The organism is Mesorhizobium sp. M0060 (assembly GCF_040323155.1).
GTDB lineage: Bacteria > Pseudomonadota > Alphaproteobacteria > Rhizobiales > Rhizobiaceae > Mesorhizobium.
In genome coordinates, this window is the sequence record NZ_JAMYUP010000014.1 from 102,276 (window position 1) to 125,323 (window position 23,048).

The following is a 23,048-nucleotide window of genomic DNA, read 5'->3' on the forward strand; positions in this document are numbered from 1 at the left end:
AGGACATTGGGCGCGAAGCGGCAACCGAAACATGAATCGGAATGCGTAAAATGCCGATCTGTCAGTAAACCTTTTGGTGTGGTTACCGCCCGGTTCAGGAATCTGGTAAAGCCGCGGTAAAGACAGCGTCAAAACGCGTTAACGCCAAGACACATCAACGAACGGAATTCCGCCATGGATGAAAAGACAGGTCTGCTTGCCGGTCCCGACGGGGTCGCCCGCTGCTTCTGGCACGGCAATCTGCCGGATTATCTGCACTACCACGACAACGAATGGGGCCGGCCGGTCGCCGACGATCGCCGGCTGTTCGAAAAGATCTGCCTCGAAGGCTTTCAGTCGGGCCTGTCCTGGCTGACCATATTGCGCAAGCGCGACAATTTCCGCGAGGCGTTCGCCGGCTTCGATGTCGACAAGATCGCCGCCTTCACCGACGAGGATGTCGAACGCCTGCTCGGCAATGCCGGCATCATCCGCCATCGCGGCAAGATCGTCTCGACCATCAACAACGCCAAACGCGCCCGCGAACTCATCGACGAGGCCGGCTCGCTGGCCGCATGGTTCTGGAAGTTCGAGCCCGGCCCAGGCGAGCGGCCCGAGATCGTCGATCTCGCCCATCTGCGCGCCAATCCGACGACGGCGGTCTCGGTCCGCATTTCGAAGGAGTTGAAGAAGCGCGGCTGGAGCTTTGTCGGCCCGACCACCGTCTACGCCTTCATGCAGGCCATGGGGCTGGTCAACGACCATCTCGAGGGCTGCGTCTGCCGCGAGCCGGTCGAGGCGGAGCGCAAAGCGTTCAAGCGGCCGAAGTGAGCGCCCCTTGCCTTCTCCCCTTGTGGGAGAAGGTGGATCGGCGCGTAGCGCCGAGACGGTTGAGGGGTGTTGGAAGGAATGAGGCGTTGGCGTTCGCTGGAACACCCCTCATCCGACCGAGCTTCGCTCGGCCACCTTCTCCCACAGGGGGGAGAAGGAAGAGGCGCTGTCAGACGCCGCCGATGCCGGCCAGGAAAAGCCCGGCGAGGATGGCTGCCAGCGCAGCGAACACCGGATAGATGACCAGCAGGCCGGTCATCAGAACGTCGCGCATGGTCGGCCCGTTGCGCTGTTGCGCCGCGATCTCGAACGGTCCTGCGATTTGCTTCGTCGTCTTCGGCGCATGACCATCGGCCGGCCGCAGCCGGACCGGGACTTCGCGTGCGCCGCTATCGATGATGTCGAACTTTTGTAGCGTGGCCATGGCCCCGAACCCCTTGTTTCGGCGCGCTTATCGGCCCGGATTGTGTCGGCACGATGCCGCGCGCATGGCGCAATTGTTTCAGCTTCTTGCCTTCTCCCGCGACGAGGGGAGAAGGAAGAAGTGCAAACGCTTGCCTTCTCCGGGCTGCATCGGTAGGACACGCCCACCCGAAATAAGTCATCGATTGCTTTAGCAAAGTACCCCATCCCATGGCCGACAAATCCGAAAAGATGAAAGCGCGGCTGCCGCGTGGTTTTGTCGACCGCAGTGCCGACGACATTCGTGCCGTCGAGAAGATGATGGCGACGATCCGCTCGGTCTTTGAGCTGTACGGTTTCGAGCCGGTCGATCAGCCGCTGATCGAATACACCGATGCGCTGGGCAAATTCCTGCCCGACCAGGACCGGCCGAACGAGGGCGTGTTCTCGTTCCAGGACGATGACGACCAATGGCTGTCGCTGCGCTACGACCTGACCGCGCCGATGGCGCGCTTCGTTGCCGAAAATTTCGAGCGCCTGCCGAAGCCGTATCGCAGCTATCGCTCCGGCTGGGTGTTCCGCAACGAGAAGCCCGGCCCCGGCCGCTTCCGCCAGTTCATGCAGTTCGACGCCGACACGGTCGGCACCCCGGGCGTCGCCGCCGATGCCGAGATGGCGATGATGATGGCCGACGTGATGGAGGCGCTGGGGATCAAGCGCGGCGACTACGTCATCCGCGTCAACAACCGCAAGGTGCTCGACGGCGTGCTGGAGGCGATCGGGCTTGGTGGCGACGAGAACGCTGGCCGCCGGCTGCAGGTGCTGCGGGCGATCGACAAGCTGGACAAGCTGGGCGTCGGGGGGGTTCGTCTGCTTTTGGGCGCCGGGCGCAAGGACGAGAGCGGTGATTTCACCAAGGGCGCCGGGCTGGATAATGCGCAAATCGACGTTGTCATCAGCTATTTCACAGTCATGGCGCAGCATGATCCCGAAAAAATTGTCCAGACACTGGGATCTATCACCCCAGGGCTCAGCAATCTTGTCGAGGAAAGGAAACTCGAACATCTGGGCATAACGAATGCCTCGTTTGTTGAGGGTCTTGCGGAGTTGGAGCAGATAAGAACCATGGTCGCCCAAAGCGGCTACGGTGAGGATCGCATCCGCATCGACCCCTCCGTCGTCCGTGGCCTCGAATATTACACCGGCCCGGTCTACGAGGCCGAACTGCTGGCCGAAATCCCCAATGAAGAGGGAAAAATCGTCCGCTTCGGCTCGGTCGGCGGCGGCGGCCGCTATGACGGGCTCGTCTCGCGCTTCCGTGGCGAGCCGGTGCCGGCGACCGGCTTTTCCATCGGCGTCTCGCGCCTGATGACGGCGCTGAAGAACCTCGGCAAGCTCGACACGTCGGATGTGATCGCGCCGGTCGTCGTGCTCACCATGGACAAGGACACCGAAAGCCTCGGCCGCTACCAGAAGATGGTGGCCGAGTTGCGCGCCGCCGGCATCCGCTCCGAAATGTATCTCGGCGGCGCCGGCATGAAGGCGCAGCTGAAATATGCCGACCGCCGCGGCAGCCCGGTCGCCATCATCCAGGGCGGCGACGAACGCGCCAAGCGCGAGGTGCAGATCAAGGACCTGATTGAAGGCGCGCGGATGTCGGCCGAGATCGCCGACAACGCCGAATGGCGCGCGGCACGGCCGGCGCAGGTGACGGTGGCGGAAAGCGAGCTGGTCGCCGAGGTGAAGAAGATACTGGCGGCGCAGTCCGGGGAGCCGGCGCGTGGCAAGTAGGGCGCCGCTCCCTTCTCCCCTTGTGGGGTCCGAAGGACGGGGCGAGACACGTGGCTCGCCCCAGGGCGGTGGCCGAGCGAAGCTCGGTCGGATGAGGGGTGTTCCAGGGGACGCCAACGCCTCATTTCTTCCAGCACCCCTCATCCGTCTTGGCGCTGCGCGCCAATCCACCTTCTCCCACAAGGGGAGAAGGGAAGGGCGCCTGCCATGACCTCCCGCCCCGCCATCGCATCCGACATCGCCAAGCTCTTCGCCGCGCGCAACACCCATGCCGTCGAGGTCGCGGTGCTGCAGCCGGCCGATCCCTTCCTCGACATGGCCGGAGAGGATTTGCGGCGCCGCATCTTTCTCACCGAAAGCGAGACCGGACAGACGCTTTGCCTGCGGCCGGAATTCACCATTCCGGTCTGCCTCGACCACATCGCCAGCCAGGCCGGTACGCCGCGCCGCTATTCCTATCTCGGCGAAGTGTTTCGCCAGCGCCGCGAGGGCGGCAACGAGTTCTTCCAGGCCGGCATCGAGGATCTTGGTGACCGCGACACGCCGCAGGCTGATGCCCGTTCGCTGGCCGATGCGCATGCGCTGCTTTCGCTGGTGCTGCCCGGCCAGGAACTGGCGGTCACGCTCGGCGACCAGACCATTTTCGAGGCGGTGCTTGCAGCGCTTGGCCTGCCGCGCGGCTGGCGCATGCGGCTGGCGCGGGCCTTCGGCTCGGCGCCGATGCTGGAAGCAGCCCTTGCCGACCTCGCCAATCCGCCGCGCAACAGCCAGCTGGCAGGCGCGGTGGCTGCGCTTGTCCTCGACGGCGATCTGGAAGCTCTTTCGGCCCATATCGCCGGCGGCATGGAACAGGCCGGGCTGTCGGCATCGGCCGGGCGTTCGCCGTCCGAAATCGCGCGGCGGCTGATCGAGAAGGCCGAGCTGCGCAGCGTGCGGCTGTCGAACGAGGCGTTTGCGGCGCTGAAGAGTTTTCTGGCGATCGACGTGCCGCTCGATAACGCCGCCCAGGCGCTCGAAAGCTTTGCAGCCGATGCCGGCCTTTCGCTGGGGGCTGCGCTGGAGAATTTTTCGGCACGCGCCGCGGCAATCGAAGCGCTCGGCCTGCCGGCGAAAACAATCCGCTACGACGCCGCCTTCGGCCGCCCGCTCGATTACTATACCGGCCTGGTTTTCGAGGTCGCGGCGAAGGGCGGCGACCGGCCGCGGGCCGGCGGCGGCAGCTACGACCGGCTGCTGACGCTGCTCGGCGCAAAAACACCGATCCCCGGCGTCGGCTTTTCCGTCTGGCTCGACCGCATCGAGGCACTGCGGGAGAAGGCGCCATGATCACGCTGGCGCTGCCGTCGAAAGGCCGGCTCAAGGAGCAGGCGCTGCAAGTGCTGGCCAAGGCCGGGCTCGCCGTCAGCCTGCCCGGCGACGAGCGCAAATACCGCGCCCGCATCGAAGGCATGGACGGCGTCGAAATAGCGTTCCTGTCCGCCTCAGAGATATCAAGCGAAATCGGCCAGGGCTCGGTCGATCTCGGCATCACCGGCGAGGATTTGTTGCGCGAAAACCTTGCCGATTGCGAGACGCGCGCCGAAATCATCGCCCGCCTCGGTTTCGGCAATGCCGATGTCGTCGTCGCCGTGCCCGACATCTGGCTCGACGTCGACACGATGGCCGACCTCGACGACGTCGCCGCCGATTTCCGCCAGCGCCATGGCCGGCGGCTCCGCATCGCCACCAAATACTGGCGCCTGACCCAGCAGTTCTTTTCGCAAAAGCACGGCATCCAGGTCTACCGCATCGTCGAGAGCCTCGGCGCCACCGAAGGCGCGCCGGCGGCCGGATTGGCCGATATCGTCGTCGACATCACCACGTCAGGCTCGACGCTGCGCGCCAACCATCTCAAGGTGCTGGCCGACGGCCTTATCCTGCGGTCGCAGGCTTGTCTCGTCGCTTCGAGAAAGCAGCGTTCGGCGGCCGACGAGGTGACTTTGCGCGATATTGCGGCCAGGATGGCATCGGTGGAGAGATAGCTTTCGCCGTCGGCGAAGCTGCTTATCTCCCGCCTTGAGGGGGAGATGTCGCCGAAGGCGACAGAGGGGGTCGGTACGTCTTGACGCGACTCTCCTAACGAACAGAACAGGCTGGAGCTCCACGCGAGACGACCCCCACTGGCCAGCCGGCCAAATACCCCACAAGGGGGAGATAAGCAGCTTGGCCGCTGGCGCCAGAAGCAATTTTATAAAAAGCGCAGCAACGTTGTTATTTCTTTGTTCCGGCAGCTATGCTACTAATCTCGCTATGGTGCCAATTGGCGCCGACGACCCGCCCGCCGAGGCGGGTTTTTTATTTTCGGCGCCATCCCTCACGTTCCAACCTCCCAACCGTACCATCGACGGGATTTCCACCGTCCTGCCGGGCTGATAGGCTCGGCCTGTCTGCGGAGGACACGGCGATGCCGATCAATCTCGACGAGTTGAAGAATGCAACCAACCTGCGCGGCAAGCGCAGTGGCGGCTCGTTCATTGCGCCGGTCGACGGCACGGCGCATGTCTCGGGCGAGCGCAGCGTGCCGCTGCTCAACCTGACGATCCCGGCGCTGTTTGCCGATACGGTCGGCAAATATGGCACGCTGGATGCCGCCGTCTTCGTCGATCAGGACAAGCGCTTTACCTGGGACGAACTGTCCGAGACCGTCGATGCCCTCGCCGCCGGCTTCCTGGCGCTCGGCCTCGAGAAAGGCGATCGCGTCGGCATCTGGTCGCCGAACCGCTGGGAATGGCTGGTGACGCAATTTGCCACCGCGCGCATCGGCCTGATCCTGGTCAACATCAACCCGGCCTACCGGCTGGTCGAACTGGAATATGCCTTGAACAAGGTCGGCTGCAAGGCGCTGGTCACCGCCGCCACATTCAAGAGTTCTGACTATCTCGGCATGATTGAGACGCTGGCGCCGGAGATCGCAAAGGCTGCGCCCGGCAAGCTCGACGCCAACAAGCTGCCGGCGTTGAAGATCGTCATCCGCATGGACGAGGAGAATTCTGCGGGCATGTTCAATTTCGCTGACGTGCTGGCGATGGCCGGGCGCGACGAGCATGACAAGCTCGACCGGATATCCGGAGGGCTGAAACCGGACGACGCCATCAACATCCAGTTCACCAGCGGCACAACAGGTGCGCCCAAAGGCGCGACGCTGACCCACAACAACATCGTCAACAACGGCAATTTCGTCACCTCGGCAATCAGGCTCACCGTTGACGACCTGCTGTGCATCCCGGTGCCGCTCTATCACTGCTTCGGCATGTCGATGGGCACGATGGGCTGCGTCACCAAGGGCGCGACCATGGTTTTCCCCAGCGAGGGCTTCGATGCTGGCGCCACGTTGAAGGCGGTAGCGACGGAAAGCTGCACCGCGCTTTACGGCGTGCCGACCATGTTCGTCGGCCTGCTCGACCATCCGGATTTCGCCTCCTTCGATCTCTCCAGCCTGCGCACCGGCATCATGGCCGGCTCGCCATGCCCGATCGAGGTGATGAAGAAGGTGGTGTCGCTGATGCACATGGCTGAGGTGACCATCGCCTATGGCATGACTGAGACCAGCCCGGTCTCGTTCCAGAGCAGCGTCGACGATCCCTTGGAAAAACGCGTCTCGACCGTCGGCCGCGTCCATCCTCATGTCGAGGTCAAGGCCATCGACGCCGATGGCGCCACCGTTGCGGTCGGCGCGCCGGGCGAGCTCTGCACGCGCGGCTATTCCGTGATGAAGGGCTATTGGGACGACGAGCAGAAGACCCGCGAGGCGATCGACGCCGACGGCTGGATGCACACCGGCGACCTCGCCACCATCGATACAGAGGGCTATTGCAACATCGTCGGCCGGGTGAAGGACATGGTTATCCGCGGCGGCGAGAACGTCTATCCGCGCGAGGTCGAGGAGTTCCTCTATCGCCACCCCAAGGTCAAGGAGGTGCAGGTGTTCGGCATTCCCGACTCGAAATATGGCGAGGAGCTTTGCGCCTGGATCGTGCTCAAGCCGGGCCAGATCACGACGGAGCAGGAGATCAAGGCGTTCTGCGCCGGCCAGATCGCCCATTTCAAGATCCCGCGCTACATCCGCTTCCGCACCGAGTTGCCGATGACGGTGACCGGCAAGCCGCAGAAATTCCTGATGCGCGAGGCCATGGTGGCGGAGCTTGGGCTGGTAACGCAGAAGACGGCTTGAGCGGGCAGCGCTTCAGGCTTTTCGCAGGGTTCGCAGAAGGGGCTTGCGAAACGGGGTTTGCAAAGGGGCTTGAATGAGTGGTTTCGCACGATCGGCGGTTTCCTATGGAATGCCGCTGGCCGCCCTGGCGATGGCTGTCGCGGTCAAGGCCAGCGGGGTCTCGGTAGACGAAGGGTCGCTGAGCACCAGGATATTTATCGGCGCGCTTTCGAGCGCGATCATGTTCACCACGATTTTCGTGGTGCTCGACCACGCCGAGGCGGTGGCTCGGCGTGTAGGCGAGCCGTACGGCACGTTGGTGCTGACCATTGCGGTGACGGCAATCGAAGTGTCGATCATCGTTTCCATAATGCTGCATGGAGCGAACAACCCGACGCTTGCACGCGAGTCCGTCTTCTCGACGGTGATGATCACCTCCACCGGCGTTGTCGGCATGTGTCTCACGCTTGGCGGCTGGCGTCATCGCAAGCAGGCAATCGTCCGCCAGGGGACCAGCGCCTATCTGGCGGTTCTGGTCGCGCTCAGCGTCATGACGCTTATTCTGCCGACCTACACGCGAACCACGGATCCTGGCACATTCTCGGCGGCTCAACTTGGCTTTGTCAGCGTCCTTTCAGTGCTGCTTTATGCCGGTTTTCTGTTCGCGCAGACTGTCCGCCACCGGGACGATTTCATCGACGGACAAGCGCACGGCATTTCGACGCGAACCGACGCTCACGAAAGCCTCGCCGCCAGCGCCGTGCTCCTGCTGATCGGGCTGATCGGCATTGTCATGCTGGCCGAGCAAGTCGCCGCAAGCGTCGAAGATGCGCTCATCGCCTACCAGGTGACCCAGGCCGACGCCATTGTCGGCGCAATGATCGCCGGGCTGGTCTTGATGCCGGAGGCCATTTCAGCGGTTCGTGCCGCACTCAACAACGAGCTGCAGCGCGGCTTGAATGTCGCGATGGGTTCGGCTTGCGCCACAATCGGTTTGACAATACCGGGAATCGCCGCCGCCAGCCTGCTGACCGGAAGAGGGCTGACCCTGGGGCTGCCGTCGACCGACACGGTGCTTTTGATTCTGGCGCTTTTCATATGCAATGTAAGCTTTAGCACGGAGAGAACGACGTTCTTGACCGGCTTGGTGCATCTGGTGGTGTTTTTTACTTATGTGTTTTTGATATTTGTGCCGTGAGGGCGTGGGGCGAGGTGAGCTTGCCCGCTCAATGTGCGGTCGAACACGCCGCTGTCATGCATGGATTAATGTAGCACAACGTCAGAAGAACAAGGCCGCCAGACGTTAGAAACAGCTAATGACAGGACCGAGCCAGAAGCCGTGCTAGAGATCGCTATCGATTGAATGTCGCCTACTGTTGCGAGGCCCCATTGACTCAACGATTATCGGATTTCGACATTGGCTTGCTGCTGACACTAGACGCGCTGTTGAAGCACCAGAACGTCACCCATGCGGCGTCGAGATTGAACATCACCCAATCCGCTTTGTCGGCCCGCCTGACCCGGCTGCGCCAGTTGCTGAACGATCCACTCTTCACCACGGCGGCGTCCGGACGGGGGATGACCCCCACGCCTCACGCCCTGGCGCTTGAGGCCGAACTCACGCGCCTGCTCGAGCGGTTGAGCGATTTTGTGAATACCGCCCATCTGTTCGACCCTGCGACAAGCAAACGTGTCTATCGCATTGCCGCAACGGACAATCCGGCGGCGATCCTGGCTCCGGACCTCATTCCGCGGTTCAAATCCCAAGCTCCCAACGCAAAGGTCGCTTTTACAGTGCCCAACAAGCCGAGGATCGTCGAGCACCTGGAGCAGGGCGACGTCGATCTCTTCATCGGGGCCGCGGAAGACGGCTCGGGTGGTCTGATCGGGCAAAAACTGTTCGAAGAGGAATTCGTCACGGCCCAGCGGCACGGCCATCCACGGGGCAAGGGACCAATTGCCTTGGACGAGTTCTGTGCCCTCGACCATCTGCTCATTTCGACGAGCGGCGGGCACTTTGCAGGGATGATCGATGACGCGCTTGCGGAGATTGGCCGCGAGCGCAACGTGACGGTCTCCATCCAGAGCTACGCCCTGGCCCCCCTCGTTCTGGCGAACAGCGATCTGATCTGCACTCTGCCCCGGCGTTTCCTGAGGCGCTTCGCTCAGGTCCTTGATCTGTTCGAAGCGCCCTTGGTACTTTCGCCGTTCGCCATGAACCTGTTCTGGCACCCGAGGATGCGCAGTGACCTTGCGCACATGTGGCTGCGCAAGCTGGTGATGCAAAGCGCTCGCAGCAGTCACGAAGAGTAGTGGCCGGACGCCGCGCACCCGTTCCGGCCACCCCATGTCGTGCAATCAGAATTTTTGAAGCAGGTAGTCGCCGACCTTGTCGGCAGCGGGGTCGAACAGTGTATCGAGTCGCGAGTTCAGCACGTAGATGTCATCGCCCACAATCGCGGCGGCCGTCGGCATCGACATGATGCTGGCTTCCTGCCGGACGACTGTTGCCGAGGCCCACCCGTCGGTGGAAACCAGTTCGACGGTACGACCCACGCCAAGGTTCTGCACGATGACGAGGTGCTGGTCATCGATCAGCTGAATGCCATCGGCACCCGTCAGGGGCTCGGGCAGTTTCACCAGTTCGACCTTGCCGGGATCGGCGATACTGACGCGAAACAGCTCACCCGTATTGTATTTGCCAACGAGCAGATAACCGTCCTTGTGCCAGGCGATGCCATTCAGGTTGAAGCCATCGCCATCCTTGAAGCGCGGGTCCTGCGCAAAGGTCGTCGCCTTGCCTGCCGTATCGATCCGGTAGATGATCGGGGCAAAGCTGTCGGTCACATAAGCGTTTCCATCGGCGTCGAGCGCGATATCATTGGCAAAATGCGTGCCTTCGCTAAGGTTGCCTAGATCGTAGTAGGCCCGAGGCTGGCCGGTCGTGGCATCGTATGTGGCCACCCCCGCAAGCTTGCCCTGGGTCGTCGCATTGGTGCGATCGCCGACGCCCGGATCGGAGTTCGTCACCCAGAGCGTATTGCGCTTGTCGTCGACTAGCAGGCCCGCCGTGGAAACCAATTTCGCGTCGTTGACGAACCCCGTGTACTTCCCAGCTTCGTCGACTTTCGCCACTAGGCCATGACGCACCGAGCCGACCATGAAGGTGTCCTGCTTGGCCGACCACGAGATGCTTTCCGGATAACTCTCATCGGAGGTGAACGAGATACCCTGAGCCGTGGAGCCGGCCATCGATGGCGATGCAGAACTGAAGAAAGCTATGGCGGCGACGCCAGCCAATAGAGAGCGAGAGATCATGATTGGGGTTCCTTTCGATCGGTTGATGTCACCGCTCTAGAACCCCGCGCGCGCCTTGAGAAATCGCCTTGCACGATGGGACCAATTAATCATCTTCATGAGTTTGGTACTTGCGAAAATCGAAAACCATCCCACCACCTGACCAGCCATGAACGGGCTCGATACCACCAATCCGTGAGATCGATTGGCGCGCTGTTGGGCAAACCAGCATGTTCCGGGCGCTTCAACATCAGCAGGTGGCAATTGGCCGGACTGGGTAGATGTTCAACGATGGGACGGAAAAACATGCTCAATCTGTATTTTCATGCCACGCCGAATTCGATGAAGGTGGCGGTCCTGCTGGAAGAACTGGAACTGCCCTTCGACGTCTCGCCGATCGATATCTTCAAAGGCGAACAGCACGAGCCCGAATTCAGGGTGATCAATCCTAACGGCAAGGTTCCGGCGATGGTCGACGGGGATGTGACTATCTTCGACTCCCATGCCATCCTCCTCTACCTCGCCGAGAAGCACGGAAAGTTTCTTCCCAGCGAGCTGAAGAGCAAGGCCGTCATGCTGTCATGGCTGCAGTTCGTGGCAACGGGCCTGTCGCCGTTTTCCGGCCAGGCGATCCACTTCCTTCACTACGCTCCGGAAGACATCGCCTATGCGAAAAATCGTTACGTGAAGGAAGTCGAGCGACACTATTCGGTTCTGGACCATCGCCTTGGGCAGGCTCGATATCTGGCAGGCGACGAATACACAATCGCAGACATGGCACTTTGGGGCTGGGCCGCCTCGGCCGGATATGTATTCGGCGAGAAAGGCCTTGGCGACTATCCCAATGTCATGCGCTTCATGGATGAAGTGACCAAGCGCCCCGCCGTTCAGCGCGCCTTGGATATGAAGGCGAAACATACCTTCAAGGCCGAACTCGACACCGAAACACGTCGCGCCATGTTCCCGCAAAACGAGACTGTTGCCGCCTGATATATGCAACCGGCAGGGTCTGCTGTCGGTGGATTTCGAGCGCCCCTGCTGGCCGGGCTCAGTGCGACGTCGGCGCTGGGTGCCTTTGTAATGCAGCGCAACGGCAGCCTGGGCGGCCCACCGATATTGGACGACGCTAATCAACTTCGATGGACCGACTTCGACCGTCGCACGAACGTCCGCTGTGGAGAAGCGACATGAAGGTCCACTTATGTGAAGGCTTCCGGACGCCGGCCCCGGCGCGCGGCACCGCCCACGGAAGGGCCGGCATCCGAAACCCTTCACAACACCAGACCGTCCGTTGGATGGTACGGCGCACCTCACCCCGCCAGCACCGCCGCCTCCAACCCGCGGATGATCTTCGCCAGCTCGACACATTCATCGCGCCGGACCTTGTTGCGGCGCCGCCATGGCGGCCGCATGGATCGCAGATCTTTACCCTCAGCGGAACCGACACGCCATGCAGCCGGTTAAATCGGTATGAAGCTTCCGACCACCAATGCAAGGCTGCGTCATGAGCATTCTGCAAAGCATGAAGAAAACTGTCGAGCAGGTCACCGGTATCGCTAGACCGGACAGGCGAGAGGTTCCCGATCTCCTGAGGCCGCGCAGACCGAATGCATTTCTGTTCAAGGATGATGGCCTGGTGCCCAACCATCCGTTCTGGCCGCTTGTCGTCTATCGCGGCGCTGTGAAGTTGCCCGAAGACTTCGATCCGGCGGCCGTCATGGAGGCGCTTTTCGAAGCGAATGGATGGGGGGATAGCTGGCGCAATGGCATCTACGATTACGTTCACTACCACTCGCGAATCCACGAGGTGCTCGGGGTTGCGCGCGGGACGGCCAAAGTCCGGTTCGGCGGCAACAAGGGACGGACGCTGTCGCTGAAGGCCGGCGACGTCGCGGTTCTTCCGGCCGGCACCGGGCACCAACGCATTTCCGCGTCCGACGATTTTTTAGTCGTCGGCGCCTATCCTCCATCCGGCACCTATGACGAATGTACGACTGCTGCGGAGCACGCCAAGGCGGTCGTAACGATACCCAGGGTTGGCCGTCCGCGGAAGGATCCTGTCTATGGAGGCAAAGGCCCGTTGCTCGCAGCCTGGAACAGAGATTGAAGCCGTTTCACTCGAAGGGGCTTGCGAGTTCGCTTCGGGGCTAAAACCAGGCCTTTTGCCAACATACCCTGCTCAAGCCGCCAGCACTGCCTCATCCAATCCCCGAATGATCTTCGCCAGTTCGACGCACTCGTCGTGGCGGACCTTGTTGCGCCGCCACGCCAGGCAGATCGTGCGTTGCGGCATCGGCTCCTGGAACGGCACGATCTTCAAATCGCGCATGGCGCTGGCCGGTCCTGCCGCCATTTCCGGGACGAGCGTGACGCCGAGCCCGTGCGCCACCATCTGCAGCAGCGTCGTCAGGCTGGTCGCGCCGTAGCTTGCCATCGCCACCGGCCGCACGCTGCCGCAGACGGCGAGCGCCTGTTCGCGCAGGCAATGACCTTCTTCCAGCAGCATCAGCCTTTCCAGCGCCGGGCTTTCCGGTGGCACTGGCGGCGAGGCGAAGGCGGGATCGCCGGCCGGCACGGCAAGGAAGAACCGGTCGGAGAAAAGCGGCTCTGTGACCAGGCCGGGATAGTTCAGCGGCAGTGCCGCGACGAAGGCGTCGAGCTTTCCCGAACTGGTGTCATCGACCAACGACGCGGTCACCGCCTCGCGCAATTCGAGCTGCAAGGCCGGGAAATGCCGTTTCAGCTCCGGCAGCACATGCGGCAGCAGATAGGGCGCCACCGTCGGGATGATGCCGAGCCGGAAGCGTCCCTCCATCGCCGGGCGGCCGCGCCGGGCCGTCGCCTCGACGTCGCGGATGTCGGCAAGAATGCGCTCGATGCGCGGCAGCAAGGCCTGCGCCTCGTCGGTCATGCGCGCCGATTTGCCGCCGCGCTCGAACAGCTGGCAATTGAGCCGCAGCTCCATCTCGGCGATCTGCGAGGACAGCGCCGGCTGGCTGACGCCGGCGAGCTTCGCCGCGCGGCCGAAATGCAGCGTCTGCGCCAGCGCTTCGAAATAATGCATCTGCCGGACGGTCAGGCCAATCATAAGGAAAACCTATCGCAACAAACAGGAAAGGCAATTTGTTTTTATCGGCAAGGCGGCCTAGTCTGGGACCATTCCAGAGTGGTGCGGCTCGAGGCCCGCCCGGAAATTCAGCAAATCGGAGGCAAAGATGGACGCGAAAACCGACGACAACAGCGCCGGCAAATGCCCGGTCGCACATGGATCGGCCGGCAGGACCAACCGTGACTGGTGGCCAAACCAGCTTGACCTTGCCGTTCTCCACCAGCAGTCGAGCCTCTCGGACCCGATGGGCGAGGACTTCGACTACGCCATGGAATTCAAGAGCCTCGATCTCTATGCGGTGATCAAGGACCTGCACCAGGTGATGACCGATTCGCAGGATTGGTGGCCGGCCGATTTCGGCCATTACGGCCCGCTCTTCATCCGCATGGCCTGGCACAGCGCCGGCACCTATCGCATCGGCGACGGCCGTGGCGGCGCCGGCGCCGGCCAGCAGCGTTTCGCGCCGCTCAACAGCTGGCCGGACAACGCCAATCTCGACAAGGCGCGTCGGCTGCTGTGGCCGATCAAGCAGAAATACGGCAGGAAAATCTCCTGGGCCGACCTGTTGATCCTCACCGGCAACGTCGCGCTGGAATCGATGGGCTTCAAGACCTTCGGCTTCGCAGGCGGCCGCGCCGATGTCTGGGAGCCAGAGCAGGACGTGGACTGGGGATCGGAAACCAAATGGCTCGGCGACGAGCGCTATTCCGGCGACCGCGAACTTCGGGGCCATCTCGGCGCCGTGCAGATGGGGCTGATCTACGTCAACCCGGAAGGGCCGAATGGCAAGCCCGATCCATTGGCCTCGGCACGCGACATCCGTGAAACCTTCGCCCGCATGGCCATGAACGACGAGGAGACCGTGGCGCTCATCGCCGGCGGTCACACTTTCGGCAAGACCCACGGCGCCGGTGATGCATCGCTGGTCGGAGCGGAGCCGGAAGGCGCCGGCATCGAGGCGCAGGGCCTCGGCTGGTCGAGCAAGCATGCCACCGGCATTGCCGGCGACGCCATTACCTCGGGCCTCGAGGTGACCTGGACCACGACCCCGACCAAGTGGAGCAACAACTTCTTCGATAATCTGTTCAACTACGAATGGGAGCTGACCAAGAGCCCGGCCGGCGCCCATCAGTGGACGCCGAAGGGCGGCGCCGGTGCAGGCTCCGTGCCGGACGCGCACGATCCGTCGAACCGCCGCGCGCCGGCGATGCTGACCACCGACCTCGCTTTGCGCGTCGATCCGGCCTATGAGAAGATCTCGCGGCGTTTCCATGAGAATCCGGATCACTTCGCCGACGCCTTCGCGCGCGCCTGGTTCAAGCTGACCCACCGCGACATGGGTCCGGTCGTCCGCTATCTCGGCCCGCTCGTTCCGAAGGAAGAGCTGATCTGGCAGGATCCCATCCCGGCCATCGATCACGAGCTGGTCAGCGAGCAGGATATCGCCTCGCTGAAGGCGAAGATCCTGGCCTCTGGCCTGTCCGTTTCCGAACTGGTCTCGACCGCCTGGGCCTCGGCCTCGACTTTCCGCGGCTCCGACAAGCGCGGCGGCGCCAACGGCGCCCGCATCCGCCTGGCGCCGCAGAAGGACTGGGACGTCAATCAGCCGACCGAACTGTCGAAGGTGCTTGCGCGGCTCGAAGCCATCCAGAGCGCGTTCAATGCCGGGCAGACAGGCGACAAGAAGGTCTCGCTTGCCGACCTGATCGTTCTCGGCGGCGTCGCCGCGGTCGAGAAGGCAGCGAAAGACGGCGGCCATGACGTGGAGGTGCCTTTCACGCCAGGCCGCATGGACGCCTCGCAGGAACAGACGGATGTCCAGTCCTTCGCCGCGCTCGAGCCGAAAGTCGATGGCTTCCGCAATTATGTCAGGGGCAACCAGCCGATGTCGATCGAAGCGATGCTGGTCGATCGGGCGCAGCTGCTGACCTTGACGGCGCCGGAGATGACGGTGCTCGTCGGCGGGTTGCGGGTGCTCGGCGCCAACGCCGGCAAGTCGAAGCACGGGGTGTTCACCGACAGGCCGGGCACGTTGACCAACGATTTCTTCGTCAACCTGCTCAGCATGAACACGGTCTGGGATCCGGCCGCCGGCTCCGATGAAATCTACGAAGCGCGCGACCGCAAGACCAAGGCGGTCAAGTGGACCGGCACCCGCGCCGACCTGATCTTCGGCTCGCACGCGCAGTTGCGTGCGCTTGCCGAGGTCTACGGGTCGGCGGATGCCGGGCAGAAGTTCGTTCGGGATTTCGTCGCGGCCTGGACCAATGTGATGAACGCCGATCGCTTCGATCTTGCCCAATCCTGAGGGCGGCAAGTGATGCTCTAACAAAAATAGGCGCGGGCCTCGGCCCGCGCCTTTTTGTATTGAAGCCTTCGAGAAGTCAGTCCTTCTCGAAGATACCGGCCTTGGCGACCACGCCGGCAATGGCGCCGCCGATCAGCGGCGCGACGATGAACAGCCACAGCTGGCCGATCGCCGCAGTTCCCGAAAACAGCGCCGGGCCGATCGAACGGGCCGGGTTGAGCGATGTGCCGGTCACCGGAATGATGGCGAAGTGCAGCGCTGCCAGCGTCAGGCCGATGACCAGCCCGGCGAACGCCGTCGTGTGCTTGGCGTTGGTGACGCCGAGGATCACCGTGACGAAGGTGAAGGTTCCGATCAGCTCCCACAGGAAGGCCGAGCTGACGCCCCATTTCGTCACGTCCCAGCCATTGGCGCCGAAGCCGCCAGTATGGCCGCCGACCTGTCCGGAGACGATGATCCACAGTGCCAGCGACGCGATGATGGCGCCGATGATCTGCGCGATCCAGTAAGGAATGACGTCCTTGGCCGGCATCCGCCCGGCAAGAAAGACGCCGAGCGTCACCGCCGGATTGAGATGCGCCCCCGAAATCGGGCCGATCGCATAGGCCGCCGCAATCAGGCCGATGCCGAACGCCAGACCGATACCTTCCTGGCCAAGCGGCAGCGCGCCGCCGAAGCCGCCCGTCACCACCGAAGCCGTGCCGATGAACACCAATAGAAACGTGCCTAGAACTTCCGCCAGATAAGTCTTCATTGCCCTCTCCTCGTATCGACCCGCGGCTCCGCCTTTTCTGCGACGCGAATCACCGCGCAAAGAGTATTCGCAACCGGAAAACTTGCAAAGCAGCGCAGTTGCGCAGCTGGCGTGCTTGTGCGCGCCGGGCATGTACATTAGATGTATATAATATGTACTGATCGAATTCTTTGATTTAGCCCAGGCCGACGCCCGCTTGGTCGGGGCGGCTCGCGATGCACGAATCCACATTCGCCACCCTCCGCATGGATCGTCTCGCCGTCGGGGAACAGAACTGTTTCAATCAGGACACGAAAAGCTCTAAGAGCAGGGCCGGATTTAATTTGCTGGGTAATGGAAGACGATAATGAGACTGGGCGGGCGGCTGGCGGCAGCCATCGAAGTGCTTGATGACATTGGCCGGCGTCACCGGCCGGTGGCCGATGTGCTGAAGGACTGGGGCCTGTCGCACCGCTTCGCCGGCGGCGGCGACCGCGCCGCGATCGGCAACATCGTCTATGACGCGCTGCGCCGCAAGCGCTCCGCCGGCTGGCTGCTCGGCGAGGACACGCCGCGCGCCATCGGCTTCGGCGCGCTGCTGCTCGAATGGGGCCAGACGGCGCAGTCGCTGAACGAGGCGCTCGAGGGCGACAAGTTCGCGCCGCCGCTGCTGAACGCCGACGAATTGAAAACGCTCGGCGGTCGCCGACTCGCCGACGCGCCGCCCGCGGTGCGGGCAGACGTCCCCGATTGGTGCATGCCGCTTTTCGAACGGGCGTTTGGCACAGCCTGGGTGGAAGAGGGTGCCGCTCTCGCGACACGCCCACCGCTCGACCTCAGGGTCAATACCCTGAAGGCCGATCGCCCAAAGGTATTGGCGGAATTGGCGGAGACCGGCGCCAAGGCTGCACGGATCGCGCCGCATGGCATCCGCATCCCGCCGATCGAAGGCGACGGCAGGCACCCGAACGTGCAGGCCGAACCGGCCTTTCAGAAAGGCTGGTTCGAGGTTCAGGACGAGGGCTCGCAGATAGCCGCCGAACTGGCCGGCGCCGAGCCTGGAATGCAGGTGCTCGACTTTTGCGCCGGCGCCGGCGGCAAGACGCTGGCGCTGTCCGCGGGGATGGACAATCGCGGCCAGATCTTCGCCCACGATGCCGAGAAGGCAAGGCTGGTGCCGATCTTCGACCGCATCCGCCGTTCGGAAAACCGCAATGTGCAGATCGTCACCAAGCCGGCGGAGCTGGCGCCGCTCGGCAAGCACATGGATATCGTCCTGATCGATGCGCCTTGCACCGGCAGCGGCACGTGGCGGCGCCGGCCGGATGCCAAATGGCGGCTGACGCAAAGGCAGCTCGACGCCCGCAAGGGCGAGCAGGAGACGATCCTCGATGCCGCCAAGGACTTCGTCAAACCCGGCGGCCTGCTGGTCTACATCACCTGTTCGGTGTTCGACGAGGAAAATGGCGACCAGGTTTCAGCGTTCCGCGACCGCCATCCCGGCTTTGTCCCGGTCGATCACCGCCAGCTCTGGGACGGTCGTTTTCCGGGCCACGAAGCGGCAGTGCGTATCGGCGCTGCGGGCGGCATTTCGCTGTCGCCGGCGCTGAGCGGCACCGACGGCTTTTACTTCTGCGCGCTGCGCCGGGCCGGCTGAACGTTTGCCATCGATACAGGGTTGAGCCAAATGCTGCAGTGCAGCATTTGCGATTGCCTGCCGCCCACCCCTCTGCGATAAATGCCGCTGCAATAAGATTTGTCGAGAAACGAAGGGCGACGGCCATGGCAGCAAAGATCGTTCCTGCTCCGGATTATGAGGACCGCGTCAGAACGTCCTTCGCGCGCCAGAATGCGATGACGACGATTGGCGCAGAACTGACGTTGGTGACGCCCGGCATCATCGAGATCGAAATGCCCTATTCGGCGGCACTGACCCAGCAGCACGGCTTTCTCCATGCCGGCGTCATTTCGACGGCTCTCGACTCGGCCTGCGGCTATGCGGCATTCTCGCTGATGCCGGAAAATTCCGGCGTGCTGACGATCGAGTTCAAGGTCAATCTGCTGGCGCCGGGCCGGGGCGAGCGCTTCCTGTTCCGCGGCTCTGTGACCAAGCCCGGCCGCACCATCATCGTCGCCGATGGCCAGGCCTATGCGTTCGCCACCGACGGCGAGGCCAAGCTGATCGCCACAATGACCGGAACGATGATGACGGTGCTCGGCCGCGACGGCATCGAGGGCTGAGGAACGGGCAGGGAGGATGGACCATCATGGCCGGTAAAACATCTGGTGAGCTCGCCCTGGTCTCCGGCAAGTCCGTTCTCTTCGTCATGGCTGCCGAGGCCGAATACGGACCGCATTTGCAGCGGCTGTTCACACCGCTGATGACCGGCGTCGGGCCGGTCGAGGCCGGCGTCGGACTCAGCGCCGAACTGTCCCGACTGAACGCCGAAAAGGCGCTGCCGGATCTCGTCGTGTCGCTCGGTTCGGCGGGCAGCCGCACGCTGGAGCAGACGGAAATCTACCAGGCCGTTTCAGTCGCCTATCGCGACATGGATGCCTCGCCCTTGGGGTTCGAGAAGGGCGCCACGCCGTTTCTCGACCTGCCGGTGAGCGTGCTGCTGCCGTTCAGGATACCGGGCATCGGGCAGGCGACGCTTTCGACCGGGGCGGGAATAGTCACCGGCGCCGCTTACGACGCGATCGCCGCGGATATGGTCGACATGGAGACCTTCGCCTGCCTGCGCGCCTGCCAATTGTTCGGCGTGCCGCTTATCGCCCTGCGCGGCATTTCCGACGGGGCAGCCGATCTCAGACATGTCGGCGACTGGACGGAATATCTGCACGTCATCGATGAAAAGCTTGCCGGGGCGGTGCAACTTTTGGAACGGGCGATCGCGTCTGATGCGCTGCAGTTTTGACCTGTTGCATGAAGATGCGGAATCGGAGTGAGAGAGACGCCTCACAACCCATTGCGCCGACTCGTTTCTTTCTCTAAACGCTCGCCATGAAAACAGCCAATCATCCCGACACCGTCCTGATTGTCGATTTCGGCAGCCAGTTCACGCAGCTGATCGCCAGGCGCATCCGCGAGGCCGGCGTCTTTTCCGAGATCGTGCCTTTCCAGTCGGCCGCGGCGGCGTTCAAGCGCATCAATCCGAAGGCGGTGATCCTGTCCGGCGGCCCGGCCTCGACCAGCGACATCGGCAGTCCGCGCGCGCCGCAGATCGTCTTCGACGCCGGCGTGCCGGTGCTCGGCATCTGCTACGGCCAGATGGCGATGTGCGTGCAGATGGGCGGCGTCGCCGAAAGCTCCGACCACCGCGAATTCGGCCGCGCCTTCGTCGAGATCGCCAAGGACAGCCCGTTGTTCGAGGGCCTGTGGGCGCCCGGTCAGCGCCATCAGGTGTGGATGAGCCATGGCGACCGCGTCATCTCCTTGCCCAAGGGGTTCGAGGTGCTCGGAAAATCGGAGGGCTCGCCCTTCGCCATTTTCGGCAATGTCGAGCGCAAAATGTACGGCATCATGTTCCACCCCGAAGTGGTGCATACGCCCGACGGCGCCAGGCTGCTCCGCAACTTCGTCCACAACATCGCCGGCATCGAAGGCGACTGGACGATGCGCGCTTACCGCGAGCACGCGATCGAGACGATCCGCAAACAGGTCGGCAAGGGCAAGGTCATCTGCGCGCTGTCGGGAGGCGTCGATTCCTCGGTCGCGGCTTTGCTGATCCACGAGGCGGTCGGCGACCAGCTCACCTGCATCCTCGTCGACCACGGGCTGATGCGCAAGGACGAGGCGGCGGGCGTGGTGGAGATGTTTCGCCAGCACTACAATCTGCCCCTCATCCTGGTCGACGCTTCAGACCGTTTTATCGGCGCACTTGAGGGCGAGTCGGACCCGGAAAAGAAGCGCAAGACCATCGGCCGGCTGTTCATCGAAGTGTTCGAGGAAGAGGCCAAGAAGCTTGGCGGCGCCGATTTCCTGGCGCAAGGCACGCTCTATCCCGACGTCATCGAAAGCGTCTCCTTCACCGGCGGCCCGTCGGTGACGATCAAGTCGCACCATAATGTCGGCGGCTTGCCCGAGCGTATGAACATGCAGCTGGTCGAGCCGCTGCGCGAATTGTTCAAGGACGAGGTGAGGGCGCTCGGCAAGGAGCTCGGCCTGCCCGACAGCTTCATCGGCCGGCATCCGTTCCCCGGTCCCGGTCTCGCCATCCGCTGCCCGGGCGGCATCACCCGCGAAAAGCTGGAGATCCTGCGCGAGGCCGACGCCATCTATCTCGACGAGATCCGCAAGGCCGGCCTCTACGACGCCATCTGGCAGGCCTTCGCCGTGCTGCTGCCGGTGCAGACCGTCGGCGTGATGGGCGACGGCCGTACCTACGAGTTCGTCTGCGCGCTGCGCGCCGTCACCTCGGTCGACGGCATGACAGCGGATTTCTACCACTACGACATGGCATTCCTGGGAGCAGCCGCCACCCGCATCATCAACGAAGTGCGCGGCATCAACCGCGTCGTCTACGACGTGACGAGCAAACCCCCAGGTACAATCGAGTGGGAGTGACGGGAGCGTAGTTTCGGATACTGCGGGAAACTGTGTCGTAGTGTAGGCGGTTCACACATCTCGATAGATACGTGTCCGCTTGTGAGACTTTGTGCTCGGTCAGCTTCAGAGCGACTCCCATAAGATAGCAGACATTCCTGCTTGGTCGGCATGATCGCGAAAGATGCGGGGCTGCATCCCTTGACCAATCTCATGCCATTCCCTATATAATTGAGCATCCACTCACTCAATATCGTTAGACGGAAATATGGCGCGTCCCCTCAGTGAAGAAAAGCGACAGGCACTGCTCGATGCAGCGGCCGAGTTCGTCGCCAACCTGGGCACAGGCGCGTCCACGGCCAAGATCGCAAAGGCTGCTGGCGTGTCTGAGGGAACGCTGTTCACTTACTTTCCAACCAAGGACGATCTGCTCAACCAGCTCTTTCTCGAGATCGAGGCCGACTTGGTAGAGATGATGCTGGCCCCATATCCGGCGGACGCCTCCCCCAAAGACCGACTATTTGTGGTCTGGAACCGTCTGATTGACTGGGGACTGGCTCACGCCACAGCGCGCAAGGCCCTTCGCCAGCTGAAGGTGTCAGATCGCGTGACGGCGGAAAGCCGGAACCGGTGCCACGCTATGCTGCGAGATGCGCGGACGATGGTGGAAGAGTGTCTCGCCGGCCATGCCGCGCCTGACAGGATCGCCTTCTACATCGATACCATTCTCTTCGACTTGGCTGACATCAGCATCAATGCGGTCACGGCCAGACCCCAGGAAAGTGACGCCATCCGCCAGGCCGGGTTCGACCTGTTCTGGAAGGGGTCTGCCGCCTGAGTTTTAACCGATAAATGAGCATGTAAGCACTCACACATAAGGATCGAAGATGTCGAATAGTAAGGGTTTCACCGAAGCCAACGTCCCCAAACAGACGGGAAAAAGCTTCATCGTCACCGGCGCCAACGCCGGCGTAGGATTCGAAATCGCGCGGGTGCTTGCCGCCAGGGGCGCGCGCGTCCTGCTTGGCTGCCGCGAGCAGACCAGGGCGCAGGATGCCATCGCGCGGATCAAGCGGATCACGCCGAACGCCGATCTCGTCTGGTTGCCGCTCGACCTCGGTGACCTCGACAGTGTTCGCACCGCAGCCGAGATCGCCGCGAAGGAGCCACGGATCGATGCGCTCATCAACAAGCCGGGATCATGAACCCGCCGCTGACGCGCACGAAGCAGGGGTTCGAATCGCAGTTCGGCGTCAATCATCTCGGCGTGTTCGCGCTCACCTCGCTGCTCCTGCCTAAACTTGCGGAGACCCCGGGAGCGCGGGTGGTCGTGACCTCCAGCGTCGCGCATCTGAAGGCCAAGATCGACTGGGACGACCTCAACGCCGACAAGAGCTACATCAAGAACGATCGCTACGGCGCCAGCAAGCTGGCCAGCGCGCTGTTCTTCTTCGAACTGGATCGTCGCCTGCGCGCGGCGAAGTCGCCCGTCACAGCAATCGGCGTCCACCCTGGAGTCGCCGCCACAAGTCTTGGCCGTCACATGGGGCTGATCCAGATCGTAGGCCCAATCGTCGGCCTGTTGCTCAATAGCGCCGACAAGGGCGCGTGGCCGGCACTTCTGGCTGCAACCGGCAAGGTGAAGCCCGGAGGCTATTACGGTCCCACCGGCTTTGGCGGAATCCGCGGTGTAGCCGGCGAAGCAAAGCGCGCGCCGCACGCCGAAGATCCCGCGCTCGCGAAGCGGCTCTGGGACGTCTCCATCGCCATGACCGGCATCGATCCAGGCTTGCCGGCCACCTTACTTCACGGCGACACGGTGCGTCAGGCCCTCGTGTAGGCTTGCTCTGGGGCGCGGATTGG

20 protein-coding genes and 1 pseudogene are annotated in these 23,048 nt (G+C 62.9%); 17 read left to right on the forward strand and 4 right to left on the reverse strand.

Features of this window, described 5'->3' with window-relative positions:
* The first annotated feature begins 174 nt into the window (after positions 1 to 174).
* On the forward strand, positions 175 to 810 hold the full coding sequence (locus NKJ94_RS16180; protein ID WP_352526371.1) for a DNA-3-methyladenine glycosylase I: 636 nt from the start codon (positions 175 to 177) through the stop codon (positions 808 to 810).
* A gap of 169 nt (positions 811 to 979) precedes the next feature.
* Here NKJ94_RS16180 and NKJ94_RS16185 read toward each other — a convergent pair whose 3' ends face one another.
* Positions 980 to 1,234, reverse strand: a complete 255-nt coding sequence (locus NKJ94_RS16185; protein WP_352526373.1) for a hypothetical protein — start codon at positions 1,232 to 1,234, stop codon at positions 980 to 982.
* A gap of 209 nt (positions 1,235 to 1,443) precedes the next feature.
* On the opposite strand from NKJ94_RS16185, the gene hisS reads away from it, so the two are divergent.
* The 7 genes from hisS (at position 1,444) to NKJ94_RS16220 (ending at position 9,505) form a co-directional block, all read left to right on the forward strand.
* Positions 1,444 to 3,003: a histidine--tRNA ligase gene (gene hisS, locus NKJ94_RS16190; protein WP_352526375.1), complete on the forward strand. Its 1,560-nt coding sequence runs from the start codon at positions 1,444 to 1,446 to the stop codon at positions 3,001 to 3,003.
* Between the two features lie 207 nt (positions 3,004 to 3,210).
* Entirely contained in the window at positions 3,211 to 4,329 is a 1,119-nt protein-coding gene (locus NKJ94_RS16195) for an ATP phosphoribosyltransferase regulatory subunit (RefSeq protein ID WP_352526377.1), read from the forward strand.
* The gene (gene hisG, locus NKJ94_RS16200) at positions 4,326 to 5,024 is read left to right on the forward strand and encodes an ATP phosphoribosyltransferase (protein WP_352526379.1); all 699 of its coding nucleotides are present in this window, start codon (positions 4,326 to 4,328) and stop codon (positions 5,022 to 5,024) included. Before NKJ94_RS16195 ends, hisG begins: the two co-directional genes overlap by 4 nt.
* Before the next feature lie 181 nt (positions 5,025 to 5,205).
* A complete protein-coding gene (locus NKJ94_RS16205) occupies positions 5,206 to 5,415 on the forward strand; it encodes a hypothetical protein (RefSeq protein ID WP_352526381.1) in 210 nt (69 codons plus the stop codon).
* 31 nt (positions 5,416 to 5,446) lie between these two features.
* Positions 5,447 to 7,213, forward strand: a complete 1,767-nt coding sequence (locus NKJ94_RS16210; protein WP_352526382.1) for an AMP-binding protein — start codon at positions 5,447 to 5,449, stop codon at positions 7,211 to 7,213.
* 73 nt (positions 7,214 to 7,286) lie between these two features.
* The gene (locus tag NKJ94_RS16215) at positions 7,287 to 8,390 is read left to right on the forward strand and encodes a calcium:cation antiporter (protein ID WP_352526384.1); all 1,104 of its coding nucleotides are present in this window, start codon (positions 7,287 to 7,289) and stop codon (positions 8,388 to 8,390) included.
* A 191-nt stretch (positions 8,391 to 8,581) separates the two neighbouring features.
* Complete coding sequence (locus NKJ94_RS16220; protein ID WP_352526385.1) at positions 8,582 to 9,505, forward strand: LysR family transcriptional regulator; 924 nt, start codon at positions 8,582 to 8,584, stop codon at positions 9,503 to 9,505.
* Between the two features lie 45 nt (positions 9,506 to 9,550).
* On the opposite strand, the gene NKJ94_RS16225 is transcribed toward NKJ94_RS16220, so the two are convergent.
* The gene (locus NKJ94_RS16225; RefSeq protein WP_352526386.1) at positions 9,551 to 10,444 is read right to left on the reverse strand and encodes a hypothetical protein; all 894 of its coding nucleotides are present in this window, start codon (positions 10,442 to 10,444) and stop codon (positions 9,551 to 9,553) included.
* Between the two features lie 351 nt (positions 10,445 to 10,795).
* On the opposite strand from NKJ94_RS16225, the gene NKJ94_RS16230 reads away from it, so the two are divergent.
* Together NKJ94_RS16230 and NKJ94_RS16235 are read left to right on the forward strand one after the other, a co-directional pair.
* A complete protein-coding gene (locus tag NKJ94_RS16230) occupies positions 10,796 to 11,479 on the forward strand; it encodes a glutathione S-transferase family protein (protein ID WP_352526421.1) in 684 nt (227 codons plus the stop codon).
* Positions 11,480 to 11,993: 514 nt separating this feature from the next.
* The gene (locus tag NKJ94_RS16235) at positions 11,994 to 12,596 is read left to right on the forward strand and encodes a cupin domain-containing protein (protein WP_352526387.1); all 603 of its coding nucleotides are present in this window, start codon (positions 11,994 to 11,996) and stop codon (positions 12,594 to 12,596) included.
* 72 nt (positions 12,597 to 12,668) lie between these two features.
* Here the strand turns inward: NKJ94_RS16235 and NKJ94_RS16240 are convergent, their stop codons facing one another.
* Entirely contained in the window at positions 12,669 to 13,577 is a 909-nt protein-coding gene (locus tag NKJ94_RS16240) for a hydrogen peroxide-inducible genes activator (RefSeq protein WP_352526388.1), read from the reverse strand.
* A gap of 127 nt (positions 13,578 to 13,704) precedes the next feature.
* Here NKJ94_RS16240 and katG point away from each other — a divergent pair, with 127 nt between their 5' ends.
* On the forward strand, positions 13,705 to 15,906 hold the full coding sequence (katG, locus tag NKJ94_RS16245) for a catalase/peroxidase HPI (protein ID WP_352526389.1): 2,202 nt from the start codon (positions 13,705 to 13,707) through the stop codon (positions 15,904 to 15,906).
* Positions 15,907 to 15,982: 76 nt separating this feature from the next.
* On the opposite strand, the gene NKJ94_RS16250 is transcribed toward katG, so the two are convergent.
* Positions 15,983 to 16,660 carry an MIP family channel protein gene (locus NKJ94_RS16250; RefSeq protein WP_352526390.1) on the reverse strand — a complete coding sequence of 226 codons (678 nt, stop codon included), beginning with the start codon at positions 16,658 to 16,660 and terminating at the stop codon, positions 15,983 to 15,985.
* A gap of 346 nt (positions 16,661 to 17,006) precedes the next feature.
* On the opposite strand from NKJ94_RS16250, the gene NKJ94_RS16255 reads away from it, so the two are divergent.
* The 6 genes and pseudogenes from NKJ94_RS16255 (at position 17,007) to NKJ94_RS16280 (ending at position 23,025) form a co-directional block, all read left to right on the forward strand.
* Positions 17,007 to 18,296, forward strand: coding sequence for an RsmB/NOP family class I SAM-dependent RNA methyltransferase (locus NKJ94_RS16255; protein WP_352526391.1), 1,290 nt, complete (start codon positions 17,007 to 17,009; stop codon positions 18,294 to 18,296).
* Positions 18,297 to 18,421: 125 nt separating this feature from the next.
* Positions 18,422 to 18,880: a PaaI family thioesterase gene (locus tag NKJ94_RS16260; RefSeq protein WP_352526392.1), complete on the forward strand. Its 459-nt coding sequence runs from the start codon at positions 18,422 to 18,424 to the stop codon at positions 18,878 to 18,880.
* Between the two features lie 26 nt (positions 18,881 to 18,906).
* Complete coding sequence (locus NKJ94_RS16265) at positions 18,907 to 19,557, forward strand: 5'-methylthioadenosine/S-adenosylhomocysteine nucleosidase (RefSeq protein WP_352526393.1); 651 nt, start codon at positions 18,907 to 18,909, stop codon at positions 19,555 to 19,557.
* Between the two features lie 86 nt (positions 19,558 to 19,643).
* Positions 19,644 to 21,206 carry a glutamine-hydrolyzing GMP synthase gene (guaA, locus tag NKJ94_RS16270; protein ID WP_352526394.1) on the forward strand — a complete coding sequence of 521 codons (1,563 nt, stop codon included), beginning with the start codon at positions 19,644 to 19,646 and terminating at the stop codon, positions 21,204 to 21,206.
* A gap of 247 nt (positions 21,207 to 21,453) precedes the next feature.
* Positions 21,454 to 22,023, forward strand: coding sequence for a TetR/AcrR family transcriptional regulator (locus tag NKJ94_RS16275; RefSeq protein WP_352526396.1), 570 nt, complete (start codon positions 21,454 to 21,456; stop codon positions 22,021 to 22,023).
* Positions 22,024 to 22,072: 49 nt separating this feature from the next.
* A pseudogene (locus tag NKJ94_RS16280) lies at positions 22,073 to 23,025 on the forward strand (oxidoreductase).
* Positions 23,026 to 23,048: the final 23 nt, after the last annotated feature.

What these genes read in the sequence shown, in the direction of transcription:
- NKJ94_RS16180 (WP_352526371.1), top strand. Translation starts at nt 175, where the DNA reads ATGGATGAAAAGACAGGTCTGCTTGCCGGTCCCGACGGGGTCGCCCGC.
- NKJ94_RS16185 (WP_352526373.1), bottom strand. Translation starts at nt 1,234, where the DNA reads ATGGCCACGCTACAAAAGTTCGACATCATCGATAGCGGCGCACGCGAA.
- hisS (WP_352526375.1), top strand. Translation starts at nt 1,444, where the DNA reads ATGGCCGACAAATCCGAAAAGATGAAAGCGCGGCTGCCGCGTGGTTTT.
- NKJ94_RS16195 (WP_352526377.1), top strand. Translation starts at nt 3,211, where the DNA reads ATGACCTCCCGCCCCGCCATCGCATCCGACATCGCCAAGCTCTTCGCC.
- hisG (WP_352526379.1), top strand. Translation starts at nt 4,326, where the DNA reads ATGATCACGCTGGCGCTGCCGTCGAAAGGCCGGCTCAAGGAGCAGGCG.
- NKJ94_RS16210 (WP_352526382.1), top strand. Translation starts at nt 5,447, where the DNA reads ATGCCGATCAATCTCGACGAGTTGAAGAATGCAACCAACCTGCGCGGC.
- NKJ94_RS16215 (WP_352526384.1), top strand. Translation starts at nt 7,287, where the DNA reads ATGAGTGGTTTCGCACGATCGGCGGTTTCCTATGGAATGCCGCTGGCC.
- NKJ94_RS16225 (WP_352526386.1), bottom strand. Translation starts at nt 10,444, where the DNA reads ATGGCCGGCTCCACGGCTCAGGGTATCTCGTTCACCTCCGATGAGAGT.
- NKJ94_RS16230 (WP_352526421.1), top strand. Translation starts at nt 10,796, where the DNA reads ATGCTCAATCTGTATTTTCATGCCACGCCGAATTCGATGAAGGTGGCG.
- NKJ94_RS16235 (WP_352526387.1), top strand. Translation starts at nt 11,994, where the DNA reads ATGAGCATTCTGCAAAGCATGAAGAAAACTGTCGAGCAGGTCACCGGT.
- NKJ94_RS16240 (WP_352526388.1), bottom strand. Translation starts at nt 13,577, where the DNA reads ATGATTGGCCTGACCGTCCGGCAGATGCATTATTTCGAAGCGCTGGCG.
- katG (WP_352526389.1), top strand. Translation starts at nt 13,705, where the DNA reads ATGGACGCGAAAACCGACGACAACAGCGCCGGCAAATGCCCGGTCGCA.
- NKJ94_RS16250 (WP_352526390.1), bottom strand. Translation starts at nt 16,660, where the DNA reads ATGAAGACTTATCTGGCGGAAGTTCTAGGCACGTTTCTATTGGTGTTC.
- NKJ94_RS16255 (WP_352526391.1), top strand. Translation starts at nt 17,007, where the DNA reads ATGAGACTGGGCGGGCGGCTGGCGGCAGCCATCGAAGTGCTTGATGAC.
- NKJ94_RS16260 (WP_352526392.1), top strand. Translation starts at nt 18,422, where the DNA reads ATGGCAGCAAAGATCGTTCCTGCTCCGGATTATGAGGACCGCGTCAGA.
- NKJ94_RS16265 (WP_352526393.1), top strand. Translation starts at nt 18,907, where the DNA reads ATGGCCGGTAAAACATCTGGTGAGCTCGCCCTGGTCTCCGGCAAGTCC.
- guaA (WP_352526394.1), top strand. Translation starts at nt 19,644, where the DNA reads ATGAAAACAGCCAATCATCCCGACACCGTCCTGATTGTCGATTTCGGC.
- NKJ94_RS16275 (WP_352526396.1), top strand. Translation starts at nt 21,454, where the DNA reads ATGGCGCGTCCCCTCAGTGAAGAAAAGCGACAGGCACTGCTCGATGCA.